The 14,349-nt window shown below is 36.7% G+C and carries 13 protein-coding genes; 10 read left to right on the top strand and 3 right to left on the bottom strand.

Annotation, left to right across the window (positions count from 1 at the left end):
• Positions 1-231 precede the first annotated feature (231 nt).
• The 4 genes from OZY43_RS00300 to OZY43_RS00315 all read left to right on the top strand — a co-directional run bounded on the left by OZY43_RS00300 (position 232) and on the right by OZY43_RS00315 (position 4,844).
• Positions 232-492 carry a SemiSWEET family transporter gene (locus OZY43_RS00300; protein ID WP_277164884.1) on the top strand — a complete coding sequence of 87 codons (261 nt, stop codon included), beginning with the start codon at positions 232-234 and terminating at the stop codon, positions 490-492.
• An 18-nt stretch (positions 493-510) separates the two neighbouring features.
• Positions 511-1,860, top strand: a complete 1,350-nt coding sequence (locus OZY43_RS00305) for a hypothetical protein (RefSeq protein WP_277164886.1) — start codon at positions 511-513, stop codon at positions 1,858-1,860.
• A gap of 84 nt (positions 1,861-1,944) precedes the next feature.
• The gene (locus OZY43_RS00310) at positions 1,945-2,808 is read left to right on the top strand and encodes an NAD(P)-dependent oxidoreductase (protein ID WP_277164888.1); all 864 of its coding nucleotides are present in this window, start codon (positions 1,945-1,947) and stop codon (positions 2,806-2,808) included.
• 185 nt (positions 2,809-2,993) lie between these two features.
• Entirely contained in the window at positions 2,994-4,844 is a 1,851-nt protein-coding gene (locus OZY43_RS00315; protein ID WP_277164889.1) for a cation:proton antiporter, read from the top strand.
• 53 nt (positions 4,845-4,897) lie between these two features.
• Here the strand turns inward: OZY43_RS00315 and OZY43_RS00320 are convergent, their stop codons facing one another.
• Positions 4,898-5,083 carry a hypothetical protein gene (locus OZY43_RS00320; protein ID WP_277164891.1) on the bottom strand — a complete coding sequence of 62 codons (186 nt, stop codon included), beginning with the start codon at positions 5,081-5,083 and terminating at the stop codon, positions 4,898-4,900.
• 141 nt (positions 5,084-5,224) lie between these two features.
• Here OZY43_RS00320 and OZY43_RS00325 point away from each other — a divergent pair, with 141 nt between their 5' ends.
• The 3 genes from OZY43_RS00325 to OZY43_RS00335 all read left to right on the top strand — a co-directional run bounded on the left by OZY43_RS00325 (position 5,225) and on the right by OZY43_RS00335 (position 7,663).
• Positions 5,225-5,920, top strand: coding sequence for a YjjG family noncanonical pyrimidine nucleotidase (locus OZY43_RS00325; protein ID WP_277164893.1), 696 nt, complete (start codon positions 5,225-5,227; stop codon positions 5,918-5,920).
• A 90-nt stretch (positions 5,921-6,010) separates the two neighbouring features.
• On the top strand, positions 6,011-6,874 hold the full coding sequence (locus OZY43_RS00330; protein WP_277164895.1) for an aldo/keto reductase: 864 nt from the start codon (positions 6,011-6,013) through the stop codon (positions 6,872-6,874).
• 24 nt (positions 6,875-6,898) lie between these two features.
• Entirely contained in the window at positions 6,899-7,663 is a 765-nt protein-coding gene (locus tag OZY43_RS00335) for a pyrroline-5-carboxylate reductase dimerization domain-containing protein (RefSeq protein WP_277164897.1), read from the top strand.
• A gap of 72 nt (positions 7,664-7,735) precedes the next feature.
• Here OZY43_RS00335 and OZY43_RS00340 read toward each other — a convergent pair whose 3' ends face one another.
• Positions 7,736-9,658, bottom strand: a complete 1,923-nt coding sequence (locus tag OZY43_RS00340) for a PTS glucose transporter subunit IIABC (protein WP_277164899.1) — start codon at positions 9,656-9,658, stop codon at positions 7,736-7,738.
• A 197-nt stretch (positions 9,659-9,855) separates the two neighbouring features.
• On the opposite strand from OZY43_RS00340, the gene treR reads away from it, so the two are divergent.
• Together treR and treC are read left to right on the top strand one after the other, a co-directional pair.
• The gene (gene treR / locus OZY43_RS00345; RefSeq protein ID WP_277166407.1) at positions 9,856-10,581 is read left to right on the top strand and encodes a trehalose operon repressor; all 726 of its coding nucleotides are present in this window, start codon (positions 9,856-9,858) and stop codon (positions 10,579-10,581) included.
• Positions 10,582-10,590: 9 nt separating this feature from the next.
• Positions 10,591-12,252: an alpha,alpha-phosphotrehalase gene (treC, locus tag OZY43_RS00350; protein ID WP_277164901.1), complete on the top strand. Its 1,662-nt coding sequence runs from the start codon at positions 10,591-10,593 to the stop codon at positions 12,250-12,252.
• Between the two features lie 93 nt (positions 12,253-12,345).
• On the opposite strand, the gene OZY43_RS00355 is transcribed toward treC, so the two are convergent.
• On the bottom strand, positions 12,346-13,356 hold the full coding sequence (locus OZY43_RS00355; RefSeq protein WP_277164903.1) for a D-2-hydroxyacid dehydrogenase: 1,011 nt from the start codon (positions 13,354-13,356) through the stop codon (positions 12,346-12,348).
• A 149-nt stretch (positions 13,357-13,505) separates the two neighbouring features.
• Here OZY43_RS00355 and OZY43_RS00360 point away from each other — a divergent pair, with 149 nt between their 5' ends.
• Positions 13,506-14,348: a fructosamine kinase family protein gene (locus OZY43_RS00360; RefSeq protein ID WP_277164905.1), complete on the top strand. Its 843-nt coding sequence runs from the start codon at positions 13,506-13,508 to the stop codon at positions 14,346-14,348.
• Position 14,349 lies beyond the last annotated feature (1 nt).

The following is a 14,349-nucleotide window of genomic DNA, read 5'->3' on the forward strand; positions in this document are numbered from 1 at the left end:
TTTGCCAAGGTTATGCTTAGTAACTGTGATAAATCTCCAGGTGCTATGCCAGGATTTAGGATAAGTAGTTTTTTTAACCAAGCCGTACTTATTTTTTATCATCTTTCTTATATAAATAATTTCAACATAATTAAATGATTATTATATATAAGAATAAAATTGTTTTACTAATGATCATTTTAATATTGAATGCGCTTTTTACAAGTGGGATAATAAGCGTGAGGTGATTATATGAAGTTAGAAAAAATTATGACTATTTTAGGTTGGGTAGCTTCAATTACTGCAATTATTATGTATGTCTCATATATTCCGCAGATTATGAATAATCTGCACGGTGTAAAGGGAAGTCCAATTCAGCCTTTGGCAACGGCAATTAATACTTTTCTTTGGGTTATTTATGCTTTGTTTAAAAAGGATAGAGATATTCCGTTAGCGGCTTGTAATGCAGCTGGAGTTATTTTTGGTCTGATTACATTTTTTACAGCTTTATAATATTTGGAGGAATATATTATGGTAAAAATTACTTTAGTTAATCCAGAAGATAAAATTAATATTCCAGTACCGGTTAAATTTACGGTACCTAATATTCAGGGTGATTTATGGCTGGCAACAACTGATGATGGGCAAAAGGTAGTTTGTCAACGACTAAATAATGAAACAGATGCAAATTTTGTGGCTATAATTGAATTCAAGCAGTCCACGGAAGTTTTAACTTTAGAAAAAGAACTTGTAGCTGATCAGGTTAAAGGAATTAAAGAAATTTCAGATCATAAAGAAAATGATTGTTATGTTCACTTGAATACTGGCGTATTTGATTTTGAATTATGTCGCGGTACAGGTCAAGGTGAAGGCTCTTCGAAGTGGGGATTACGGCACTTTTGGTCTGTTGCTGAAAAACGTGACTTGGTACCATCAGGTAATAATGCAATTGGCGGCTTTTATGGTCCGTTCTTTACTCCAGATAATGGTTTGATTAATCCAGCTGAACATATCATTGTTGATATTACGCCTTTAGAAGATGGCCCAGTGATGAAGAAGTACCGGCTAGCTGGCAGAATTCCGGATGGCATCAAGCCAGAGCTTCACGGTAAGAGATTTCATTTGGATTGGTCATTCTATTATAATGTACCATTTTTCTCTCGCGTTTATCATGTTGATCATTTTGCAACAACAGTTAATAGAAGATCAATTGTTGATAAAATTACGGTTGGTGATGAGTTTGAGAGTGGTATTGGGCAACTAGTGTTTGACAGATTTGCAGCCTATGATGGCGTGTGGTACCGTGAAGGTGATCCATATTCTGGTAAGTTAGCAGAAAAAGTTCAAGAATTAGTTCATGATGGTAAAGAGCGCAATGACCGTTTTGAAAACTTTAAGAAGGCATTGACAGGTAATATGGCTAATGCCCATTGGGATTTGTATTGGCGGTTGTTCTCAGTTTGGGAAAATGCACTGCCAAGTGATGAAGAACAAGAAGAATTACAAGAAGTAAGAGATCAAGCCTTTGTTCTTGCAGAGCTGAATAATCGGCCGTGGCTTTTTAGTAGGGATCCAGTTAATGTAAGTAAGGTAACTGACCAAACCGTTTTTGCTGGTCCTGCAAGTAAGAGTGTGGAAATGAATACGGAAACAGGTCAGGCAATGATTTGGCAAACTTCCGCTGCTTCAAATGCATTTCAGATTGTCCAACGGCCACAGTCAGGCTGGCAAAACTGGGGAACAAATGCCGAAAACGAATGTCCATCATTACCAGTTGGTACCTTAATTCACACAGCTTATGGTCCGTATAAGGATAATTGGCGTGAAGTTGCAGATAGTTTGGAAGCTTTACAAGCTGTGCAGCCTAAAGTGGAAAGATAATCTTAGATAATAAAATTTAGTCAATAGTGTTATGATATAAGTAACATTATTGGCTTTTTTATTATTTTTAAGGAGGCAATCATTATGAAAATTGGTTTTATTGGTACCGGCGTTATGGGGAATGCAATTTGCTTAAATTTACTCAAGGCTGGTCATGAGTTGTGGGTTTACAATCGAACTAAAGCTAAGACTGATAATTTAGTGACTCAAGGTGCCACTTGGTGTGTTAATCCTAAGACTGTTGTGGAAGCAGCTGACGCGATTTTTACGATGGTTGGCTTTCCTCGCGATGTTGAGCAGGTTTATTTTGGCGAAAATGGTATTCTAACAGCGAATGTTAAGGATAAAATTATTGTTGACATGACAACGTCCAAACCAGCCCTAGCCCAGAAAATTTACACTGAAGGGGAAAAACTAGGAGCGCAAGTTTTGGATGCACCTGTTTCCGGTGGTGATTTAGGTGCTAAGAACGGAACGTTAACAATCATGGTTGGCGGTGATAAAGCAGCCTTTACTGCCTTGCAGACTGTGTTTAGTGCAATTGGCAGTTTAGCACAATATTTTGGTCCAGCAGGAGCCGGTCAAAATACGAAGATGGCTAATCAAATTATGATTGCTGGTACAATGACGGGAATGACAGAAATGCTTGTTTATGCTCAAAAAGCTGGACTTGATCTGCCAGCAGTTGTAAAAACTGTTGGTGGAGGTAGTGCGGCGAATTGGAGTTTAAGCAACTATGCGCCGCGTATTTTAAAGGGTGATTATACTCCGGGATTCTTTAGTAAACATTTTTTGAAGGATTTGCGGATTGCTTTGGCGACCGCTGAAGAAATGGATATTAAGTTACCAGCAACGGAAAAAGCCAAGGAGTTATACGAAACTTTAGTTGATGAAAAAGGTTTGGGTGACTTGGGCACACAGGGATTAATTAAATTGTGGTGGCAATAAAGCAAGCAGAAACAATTAGTGACTTTAACTACATAGATTTGGCACAGTCCTGCTTAATTTAGCTTGCCAGTGAAGAAGAACTCAGTTTGAGTTCTTTTTTGTTTTTGAAAATATTCTTAGTTACTCAGTTCTTATTTTGGTAAAATAAATAAGTTAACTAAGTTTTAAAATAAGGAAGTAAATGAATGAATTTATCGCTTGTTATTGTTTCAGTGGCCGCCTTTTTAACTCCGACACTGCTAGCTAAGTTAAAAATATCATTAATTCCAACTACTGTTGCGGAAATTGTTGTTGGTGTTATTTTAGGCAAAAGTTGCCTGAATATCATTCACATTAATTCTGTTTTGACGACATTGAGTACGTTGGGAACGATTATGTTATTATTTTTAAGTGGGATGGAAATTGATTTTTCTTTATTTAAAAAAAGTAAACCAACAACTGCTTTAGCGGCGAAAAAAGCCCAAAAGATGCCGAAGGAAACGCCACTTAAGGTTGCAATAATTGGGTATTCTTTAACATTGGTAACGGCTATTATTTTGGGAGTTTTGTTTAAAATTTGTGGGCTGTTTTCAGATGTTTTTTTATCAGTAATTTTGTTTGCGACAGTTTCTCTTGGTGTAATGATTAGTATTTTGAAAGAGAATAATTTGCTAGGACAGGCTTATGGTCAAACTTTATTGCTGTTTGGCGTTTTCGGTGAGATTATTCCATTACTGGGATTGACTGTTTATTCTGCAATTAAAAGTGGCAATGGGGGTACTTTATGGTTGATTTCGTTAGTATTTTTAGCTGCGGCTTTCTTATTGGCGCGTTTTCGCAACTTTTTTAATATTTTTGGCAAAATTACGAAGTCAACAACTCAATTAGATATGCGATTTGCTTTTTTAGTAATTGTAATTTTGGTTGTTTTGGCAATGTCTGTTGGTGCCGAAAATATTTTGGGTGCCTTTCTTGCTGGTATTGTGATTAAATTGCTGGAACCTGAAGAAACAACACAGGAAAAGCTGAACGCAATAGGCTATGGCTTTTTAATTCCCTTTTTCTTTGTTTTGACCGGCGTAAAATTAAACCTGGTGTCATTATTGGGTTCAAGGACAACGTTAATGCTAATTCCATTACTGCTGCTTGCATTTTTGTTAGCTAAATTACCTGCGTATTATAGCTTTAAACGGTTATTTTCAAAGCGGAATGCGTTAGCTGGAACCTTTTTAGTTGAAACGACCATGACCTTGGTTATTTCTGGTGTTGCGGTTGCACAAAATATTCATGCACTAAATAATCAACAAGGTGGTGCTTTGACATTGGCTGCGGTGATTACCTGTCTGCTGGGACCTATGCTGTTCAAGAAATTATACCAGCCACAAGATGAGCAACTGCCTAAGACAATTGTCCATATTATTGGGACAACTGTTAGTTCAGTAGCGACATGCCATCAATTACCACATGATTGGTACACGACAAGACTTTATACCCGGCACAAGGAGAGTTATGAAACTTATAAGAATTCGGCGCCAGTGACGTTATTAACAACGATGGAACCGGTAGAGTTAATCAGGCAAGGGATTTTTGATACCGATATTCTCGTAATTACTGATATTCATTCTAAAATTAATTATAGTTTAGCCTTAGCTGCTAAAAAGTACGGTGTTGAACGTGTCTTGGTACGAATGGATGATCCTGATCCCAATGAAGCTGAATCAATGGAAAAGGAATTGAATAATTTGAAGATTGAATACTTCAATACTTTTGATACTGGTGTGGGTGTCTTTCGAACAGCGATCGAATCACCAGAAGTTTTGCAATTTATTACTTCTTCAACGTCTAGTTTGTTTGAAGTAACAATGACTAATGCCCGCTTTAATGGCAGTTTATTATCGGAATTACCAGAAATTGATGAAGTAGTAATTAGTAAGATCGTGCGTAAAGGTAAATTTATTGATCCGCATGATGCAACTAGATTGGCGTTGAATGACCACCTAATTATGGCTGGACCACGTGATGTAGTTTCTCGGTTACGCTTGCTATTAAATAATTAAGGAATTAAAAAAGCAGGGAACTGTTAAGCTGCCTGCTTTTTTACGTTTATTGTTTACCAGTTGACCATCATTGCAATCAGACTAATAGCCGCTGCAATAAGCAGAAGTGGTAACAGAAGATGAATAAAGAATACGAAGATAATACCGCAAGTTAAAAGAAAGAAAGAAATTTTAAAGACGCCAATACCTAATTTGACTAACAACCAAGTAATTAAAAATAGTAGTAAAAGAGTTAACATTTGCTTGCTCCTCCATCATAAATTAAAGTTAATTATAACCCGCTTTTGAAGAAGAATAAGGTAATTAACTCAACTTTAAAAATAGTTAATTTTTTTCTAGTTAAATATTTCCTGGGAAATAATTTAGAAAGGTAAAATCACGTGAACTATCAACAAATAATTTTTGACGTTGATGATACGTTAATTGATTCTGCAGCAACCGAAAATTTTGCTCTGCAGCATTTGTTTAACGCACATCACTGGCATCTAACAACCAAATTGCACAAGGCTTACCATACTTATAATCAGAATTTATGGCGTAAGTTAGAACAAGGACAAATTACTTATGATGAACTTAGTCGGATTACTTTTCATGATTTCTTAAAAAATAACTTGGGGATTGACGTAAATGGCTTGGCAATTATGCAAGAATATCGGACATTTTTTGCTCAAGCACACCAGTTGTTGCCGGGCGTTAAGGATACATTGCGCTTAGCAAAAAAATTAGGTTATCGATTAACAATTTTAAGTAATGGTGAGACATTTATTCAAAACCACCGTTTAGAACTTGCAGGAATCAAAGATTACTTTAGCTTAATTGTAACTTCACAAGAAGCTGGCTTTAGCAAACCCGATAAACGAATTTTTGATTATTTTTTTAGGCAAACTACAATTGGTCCTGAGAATACTTTCTTTTTTGGTGATGGTTTGCAGTCAGATATTTTGGGAGCTACTAATTATGGCATGGCGAGTATTTGGTTTAATCATCGTCACCGCAATAACGTACTAAAATTACAGCCATTATATGAAGTAGATAATTATGCTCGATTTGCTAATATATTGAGCAATAAGTTGTAACTATAAAAATAAGTTTAAAATATTTTTAGCATCTTAATGGCGTAGAATTAGTTATAATGAAGGTGGTAAAGTTAGGAAGGAGTTGAAATTATGACGGTTAAAGTTAATTCATTAAATGATACTTATGAACTAAATAATGGAGTGAAAATTCCAGTTGTTGGTTTTGGAACTTGGCAGACACCAAATGGTGTTGTCGCTGAAAATGCAGTCTTAACTGCAATTAATGCAGGTTATCGGATGATCGATACGGCGGCTGCGTATGGTAATGAGGAAAGTGTTGGTAAGGGCATTAAAGAGAGCGGCATTAACCGATATGATCTATTTGTGACCACTAAGTTATGGAATACAGATCATGGTTATCAAAAGACCAAAATGGCAATTGATACCAGTTTGGAAAAGTTGGGATTAAATTATTTAGATCTTTACTTAATTCATTGGCCTAATCCTGCCGCAAATCGTGAGCATTGGGCTGAGCTTAATGCTGAAAGCTGGCGGGCAATGGAGGATGCGTTAAAAGCGGGTAAAATTAGGGCCATAGGTGTTTCTAATTTTAGACGTAAGCACCTTGATGAGCTACTTAAGACGGCTGGAATTCGCCCAGCTGTTAATCAAATATATCTTAATCCTAGTGATAAGCAAGAAAGTATAACGGCATATGATGATGAATTGACTATTTTAAATGAAGCATATAGTCCACTGGGGACAGGCGGCTTATTGAACAATGAAACAGTAAAAACAATTGCTGCAGCGTACGATAAAACGGCGGCACAATTACTGTTACGTTGGTCAATTCAACATCATTTTTTGCCATTGCCTAAGTCAGTTCACCCAAAATATATTGCGGCAAATACAGAAATATTTGATTTTAAAATTAGTAACACCGATATGTTTAAATTAGATGGGTTGCACGGAGCTGCAAAAACTGCAGTTGATCCAGATCAAACCAATTTTTAATAACTAAGTTAAGGATGATCATTAATGAAAATAGGATTTATTGGAACTGGTAAAATTGGCACGTCACTTATTCAGGGACTATTGCAGGCAGGGACTGCAAGTACTGATCTTTATGTTTATAGTGGTGGGCACCAATCAGCTGAAAAAGTGGCGACACAATATCAATTGCAGTTGGTTAATGATTATGTTGATTTTGCTGGCTGTGCAGCGGTTATTGTGGCTGTTGGTGGACCAACTGTTGAGCAAATCATTGTTGATTTAGGCACAACTTATCATGGCATTATTTTATCAACTGGCGGTGGTGATTTAGTTAAAATTAATGCTGCAATCCCAGCTGATACGGCTTTTGCTAAAATTGTCCCAAATACGCCAGTTCAAATTGGTACAGGCATAACAGCTGTTAGTTTTATCTCAGATGAAAAGCAGGAGGTAATTACGACAGTTAAGACGATGTTAGCTAAATTGGGCGATGTTTATGTTGTCCCCGAAAAATTGTTGGGAATTTATGGCACAGTTTCTGGTTGTGCACCAGCTTATGTTGATATGATGATTGAAGCGTTGAGTGATGCAGCCGTGCAAAATGGGGTTAAGCGAGCAGAGTCCTATCCAATGATTGAAAAAATGATCTTGGGAACTGCTAAATTAGCCTTGGCAACTGGAAAACTACCTGAAGAATTGAAAGATGAAGTTACAACTCCTGGTGGAACGACGATTAAAGGAGTTACTAAATTAGAAGAGCAAGGCTTCAGAAATGCTTTAATTAAGGCAATTAATGCCTCTGCTAATTAAGTAGAATATTAAATAAAAAGGCATAATGTTTCATATGAAACATTATGCCTTTTTGAATTCAAGAAATATTAATTAAATTGTACCTGGACGCTTTGCTTTGGCAACTTTCTTACCCATAGCCATACTATCATTATAGCCCCAGAACCAAGTTACAATGAAGGCAATAATAATGGTTACGGCACTGGCAATTAAAAAGGTGTAGAAGCTGCTCAAATTACTTGGATTTTTAGGATTGAAGAAGCTTGAGAAGCCAATTAAGCCGCCAGTAAAGCCATACATTGTACCGTGCATTAATCCGGTTATTAAACCGCCAAATGCAGCGCCGATTGAACCTGAGATAAATACTCGACGATAACGTAAGTTGATACCATACATTGCGGGTTCGGTAACACCACAAAATGCACTAATCATTGCGGCAAAGCCTAATTCCTTAATATCAGTTTTCTTAGATTTGATTGCGACGGCTAAAACAGCAGCACCTTGGCCAATCATTGTTGAACATATGATTGCATTAATGGCACTTTGACCAGTGCTTGCAATTTGCTGTGCAACCAAGGGTACAACACCCCAGTGAAAGCCAAAGATAACCAATACTTGATAAAAGCCACCAATAATGAAGCCACCAAGCCAACCGGAAACTGAAACTAACCAGTTAATGAAGACCGCAATTCCGTTGGCGATACTTTGAATAACCGGTCCGGTAATAACTAAAGTAATCGTTGCAACTATTAGTACCGTAATTAGTGGCACAAAAATCATTTGTAAATAAGTTGGCAAAACTTTCTTTAGCCATTTTTCTAATTTGCAGGCAAGCCAAGCAGCTAGGATCATTGGAAAAATTGAATATGTATAATTTAGAAATTGAAAGTTTAAGCCAGCAAAATTAAACATTACTTTACCGGCAGTACCCCAAGTAACTAACTGCGGCATGGTAATAATACCACCAATTACAGCTGCAATAATCGGATCACTACCTAGACGTTTAGCTGCACTAAAGCCAACCCAAATTGGTAAAAAGTAGAATGCGGCGTCAGCCATTGCACTGATGGTAATGTAAGGTACGCTTTTTACATTAAGTAAGCTGCCTAACTGCGGTAGGGTAAGTAAAGCTAAAATTCCTTTGATAATCCCTGAAGCAGCAATTACGCCAATAACGGGACTCATTGAGCCTGTAATGAAGCCGATTAGGTTATTAATTGCCCGTGAAACTGGATTTTTGCCAGTATTTTGATTGTTGGTTGTAGTGCTTGAATCATCCAGATTAGGTAATTTTTTAATTACTTCATCATATAAATTAGCAACGCCGTCACCGATAACAACTTGGTATTGACCGGAAGAATGTAGAATATCTAAGATACCACGTTGGTTTCTTAAGACATCATCGTTAGCCTTACTTTCATCTTTTAAGTAAAAGCGTAATCTGGTAATACAATGAATGACATTGTTGATGTTTTCTGGTCCACCAACATTAGCAATAATAAAAGCAGCTAATTCTTCATAAGATAATTTTTTACTAGTAGCAGCCGTTACTGGCTTAAGGTAAGCATGAGCAACAGTATTAGCTGCCTTAGTTTCTCCCGGAGTAATATCTAGACTTTCAAGTATATCGTTAGTATTAGTGATAACAACAATAATTGTTGGATCTAAATTGTTACTCTTAATTGAGTCTAAGTTCATTGTAGCAATTGGCTGTCCTGCTTTAACGGTATCTTGCTCGTGAACCGAGATTGTAAAGGGTGCACCCTTTAATTCTACAGTGTCTATTCCCATATGAATTAAAAGTTCGAGCCCATTTGCAGTAGTGATACCAATTGCATGTTTAGTTTCTGCAATTGTTGTAATTTGACCGCTAATTGGAGCAACAACTTGATTATCTGCTGGAATTAGTCCGAAGCCTTGACCCATTGTTTCTTTACTAAAAATAGGATCACTGGTTTTGCTTAGAGCAATTACGTTCCCGTTAGCAGGAGCTAAAATTGCAATTTCTTTATCCATAGTTATTCTTCTCTCCTTTATAACTTATCAAGCGCTTGCACAAGCTAAATATTATACTTGTCTAGACAAGCTGTCAAACACAAAATTAAAATAATATCCTTGATATTTAAAGAATTATAAAAATTAATTGTGATAATTTCTTTACTTGTCTGTACATTACTCGATATAATAAAAGCAGTTTGATGAGAGGAAAGATTATTGTGGAATCAAAGGCTAAGATTATTGCGCAAGATATTGCTGCTAAGATTAGGCATCAGCAATTTACAGTAGGGACATATTTACCTAGTGAGAGTCAGTTAAAATTACTTTACGGGACTTCTCGCGAAACAATTCGTAAGGCTTTGGCGCAACTTAATTCTCTGGGCTTAATTCAGACAATTCGTGGTAAAGGATCAATTGTCCTTGATTTAGATAGGTATTCTTTTCCCATTTCGGGGATTACTAGTTTTGCGGAGTTAAATAAGTCATTAGGAATGCATGCGCAGACTAAGGTACTGACGCTTAAAAAGATGACGCATCTGCCCCAATTGTTTCAACATAAGTTTCCTGAAAAAAGTTCGTGTCCAGGTACTTATGTAGAACGTCTGCGCTTTATTGATCATCAGCCAGAAGTATTGGATTGTGATTTTTTGTTTGCACCACCGATAGAGAATTTACCATTAAGTGCAGCTGAAAATTCTATTTATCATTATCTTGAAAATGAGCTTAATTTGAGCATATCTTATGCCACAAAAGAAATTACCGTTGAAAAAGTGGCTCATGATTTACAAAATAAAATGCAGTTAACCAGTAACTTAGTTGTTTTAGTTGCTAGTCGTAGTTTTTTGAATGATACGACGTTATTTCAATTAACACTTTCTTTTCATGATCCAGAAAAATTTGTGTTTGTTGATTTTGCGCGTCGACATGAAATTAAGCCATAGGAGGAAAGTATGATTAATTTAGGTAAAAAAGTTATTTATCAGATTTATCCTAAATCATTTTATGATTCTAATGGTGATGGAATTGGCGATCTTCGTGGCATTATTCAAAAGATTGATTACATAAAAAAACTACATGTTGATATGATATGGTTTAATCCATTTTTTGTTTCCCCACAGCATGATAATGGCTATGACGTTGCTGATTATTGCAAAATAGATCCCCGATTTGGCAGTATGCAGGATTTTGAAGAGCTGGTGGCTAAGCTGAAAGAAATCAATGTCGGTGTAATGCTCGATATGGTATTAAATCACTGCTCAACTGAGCATAAATGGTTTAAAAAAGCCTTGGCAGGTGATCCGAAATATCGTAAGTTTTTTTATTTACGTAAAGCTAAGGCTGATGGCAGTCTGCCCACTAATTGGCGGAGTAAGTTTGGCGGCCCTGCTTGGGCTAAATTTGGTAATACTGATTACTATTACCTTCATTTATATGATCCAAGTCAGGCGGATTTGGATTGGCATAATCCAGAGGTAAGAAAGGCAGTATTTGCTGTTGTAAACTTTTGGCGAAATAAGGGAGTACAAGGCTTTCGCTTTGATGTAATTAATGTAACAGGTAAAGCTAAGAAATTACTTGATGCGACTGATCCGACTACAGAAAAGTCTTTGTATACAGATACGCCAGTTGTACATCAATATTTAAAAGAATTGAATGCTGCTAGCTTTGGGCAAGATCCTGATAGTATTACAGTTGGTGAAATGTCGTCGACTTCGATTGCCAACTCGATTGCTTATTCTAAACCGGATGAGCATGAATTATCGATGGTATTCAGCTTTCACCATTTAAAGGTCGATTATCGTGATGGCAATAAATGGACAAAAGAGCCAGTTGATTTCATGAAATTAAAGGCGATTTTTACTGCTTGGCAAGAAAAGATGGATCAAGGTGGCGGCTGGAATGCTCTGTTTTGGAACAATCATGACCAATCAGTAGCACTTAATCGTTTTGGTGATCCCGGGAAATATCGCTTGCAGTCTGCAGAAATGTTAGCAACAGCAATCCAATTAATGCGTGGTACCCCATATATTTATATGGGTGAAGAATTAGGCATGATTGATCCAGCCTATACTTCAATCAAAGACTACGTGGATGTTGAAACGCTGAATGCTTATCATGAATTAAGAAAGCAAGGTCTCAGTGCTGCGGCTGCTTTTGATATTATTCATGCTAAATCTCGTGATAATGCGCGGACACCAATGCATTGGGACAGCGGCAAATATGCTGGCTTTAGTCAGGTTAAGCCATGGCTAATGCCAACCAATCAAGATGAGATTAACGTTGCGGCTGAATTGAAGCATGGCGAAATTTTTAATTATTATCAAAAGTTAATTAAATTACGTAAAACAGAAGAATTAATTTCTGATGGTCATATTAAGATGTTTTTGCAAAAAGATCCGCAGGTTTTAGCCTATGAACGCTTTTTAGATAATAAAACAGAAAAATTATTGGTCTTTGCTAACTTTTATGGTCAAGAACATACTGTAACATTGCCTAAGCAATACCAAGAGCAGGCGGGCACGGTGTTGATTAGTAATTATCATAAAAAAGACTTTACATTAACAGCGGCTTTAAAGCTTGTACCATATGAAGCATTAGCAATTAAAATTTAATCTAAAGAAAATAGACACTGAGTAGATTTACTCAATGTCTATTTTTAAGTTATATTTTTTAGTTATATGTAAGAAAGGAAATGAACTTGTAAATTAAAATTCTTTGTCTAGATCAACTGGAGTGTCTGGCTTTTCACCCTTGATCAACTTCAAGTTGTTGTCGAAAGCCTTAATGACCATGTTACGAACAGCATGTGTTGTGTAGAAAGCAGTATGTGGTGTTACCAAAACATTTGGTCTGTCGATTAAGTCAGCTAACCGCTTGTCTGGTAATTCCTTGTTGCTGTAATCACTGTTAAAGATACCAACTTCGTTTTCGTAAGTATCCATTACAAAACCGAAAATTTTACCGGAATCTAAGCCACGGATAATTGCATCAGTATCAACTAATGGACCACGTGATACATTGATAATTACAACGTCATCTTTCATCTTCTTGATGGATTCGTCGTTGATCATGTGAACATTTTCTGGAGTATCAGGAATGTGCAGAGAAATAACGTCAGCTTGAGCGTAAATTTCGTCTAAAGTGTCAACGTAGTAGCCTTGCTTTTCCAATTCAGGATTTCTGTAAATATCATAAGCAATAACTTTAGCGCCAAAGCTTTCCATCAGCTTCATGAATACTTGACCGATATGGCCAGTACCAATAACACCGACAGTTTGGTCACGAACTTCCCGGCCAATTGTTGGTGCCCACCGGAAGTCGTGGCGTGCAATTTTTTCATCCATCCGCTTATCTTGACGTAAAAGACGTGCAGCTTGAATAACAGCATGTTCAGCAATTGCATTTGGGGAATAAACAGGAACATTAGTCAATTTGAAGCCTAATGATTTAGCCTTCTTTAAGTCGATGTTGTCAATACCAACATTCCGCAATGACCAGTTATGGATACCCAAGGAATCTAATGCTTCGATTGTGTCAGCTTTATAGTCTAGTTGCTGGTAAGTAACAACACCATCAGCACCCTTAGCCAACTTAGCAGTTTCAGGAGTTAATAGTTGGTCAGTGTAATCGACATCGATGTCCTTGTGAGCATCTTGCCATTCCTTAACATATGGTTCTTCGTCTTTACGAATAGCATAAGCATAAATTTTAGTCATAAAATTTTGACCTCCATAAAATAAATATTATTGTCTCTTGTGCTATTATACACTTGTTAAGAATGAATGAAAGCATAAAATTGTGAAAAAATTAATTTTATCAATTAAGCCGTTAAATTAGGGATTTTTCGAAGTAAAGGTGATTAAAATTGAAATTAACAAGTACCTGGCTTAAGCAATTACCAGTAGAAAACATCGTATCATGTAAAAATATTCACGGAGGTGATACTAATCAAGCGTATCAAGTGAAAGCTAGCACGCAAACATATTTTATGAAAGTCCAGCCTAATAATACGGTTACTTATTTTGATCATGAAATTCGTGGGTTAAAAGAAATGGCGCAAGCTGGGGTTAATACATTAAAGCCGTTATTTCACGGTCAAATTGATGGTGATGCTTACTTGCTATTGAACTGGCTGGAAACAGATGTTGGTAGTCAAGCTGCTTTAGGTCGACAGGTTGCTAAGCTGCATCAAAAGCATGCTGAAGCTTTTGGCTTCGGTGATGTTACTAAAAATCGGGTGCTGATTAAGGATAATAATTGGAACAAAAGTTGGGTTGACTTTTATGTTCACCAGCGGTTAGTACCCGAAGTAGCAGCGGCGAAGAAGTTAGGTCGTTGGAATGATTTTCGCGCGGAACATTTTCAACGGCTGGTTGCGAAGTTTAGCGATTATTATGCTAAACATAAGGTAACGCCTAGTTTATGTCACGGTGACTTGTGGTTCGGCAATGTATTATTTCAAAAGGGTCAGCCTTACTTAATTGACCCAGATGCAATTTACGGTGATCGAGAATTTGATTTAGCAATGACAACTGTTTTTGGCGGCTTTAACAATCAGTTTTACCAGTCATATTACGAAGAATATCCGTTTGATATGAATTTAGCGCAGCGGCTAGATTGGTATAGATTTTATTACTTATGTATGCATCTTTGCTTATTTGGTGAAAGTTACGGCGGAGCAGTTGATGAAATTTTGAGTCATTTTTAAA

The organism is Lactobacillus sp. ESL0785, from assembly GCF_029395455.1.
In the GTDB taxonomy this organism is placed as follows: domain Bacteria; phylum Bacillota; class Bacilli; order Lactobacillales; family Lactobacillaceae; genus Lactobacillus.

Bases quoted from the DNA above. Each gene is read 5' to 3' on its own strand.
- OZY43_RS00330 (WP_277164895.1), top strand. From the start codon at position 6,011: ATGACGGTTAAAGTTAATTCATTAAATGATACTTATGAACTAAATAAT.
- OZY43_RS00300 (WP_277164884.1), top strand. From the start codon at position 232: ATGAAGTTAGAAAAAATTATGACTATTTTAGGTTGGGTAGCTTCAATT.
- OZY43_RS00315 (WP_277164889.1), top strand. From the start codon at position 2,994: ATGAATTTATCGCTTGTTATTGTTTCAGTGGCCGCCTTTTTAACTCCG.
- OZY43_RS00310 (WP_277164888.1), top strand. From the start codon at position 1,945: ATGAAAATTGGTTTTATTGGTACCGGCGTTATGGGGAATGCAATTTGC.
- OZY43_RS00305 (WP_277164886.1), top strand. From the start codon at position 511: ATGGTAAAAATTACTTTAGTTAATCCAGAAGATAAAATTAATATTCCA.
- OZY43_RS00335 (WP_277164897.1), top strand. From the start codon at position 6,899: ATGAAAATAGGATTTATTGGAACTGGTAAAATTGGCACGTCACTTATT.
- OZY43_RS00340 (WP_277164899.1), bottom strand. From the start codon at position 9,658: ATGGATAAAGAAATTGCAATTTTAGCTCCTGCTAACGGGAACGTAATT.
- treC (WP_277164901.1), top strand. From the start codon at position 10,591: ATGATTAATTTAGGTAAAAAAGTTATTTATCAGATTTATCCTAAATCA.
- OZY43_RS00355 (WP_277164903.1), bottom strand. From the start codon at position 13,356: ATGACTAAAATTTATGCTTATGCTATTCGTAAAGACGAAGAACCATAT.
- OZY43_RS00320 (WP_277164891.1), bottom strand. From the start codon at position 5,083: ATGTTAACTCTTTTACTACTATTTTTAATTACTTGGTTGTTAGTCAAA.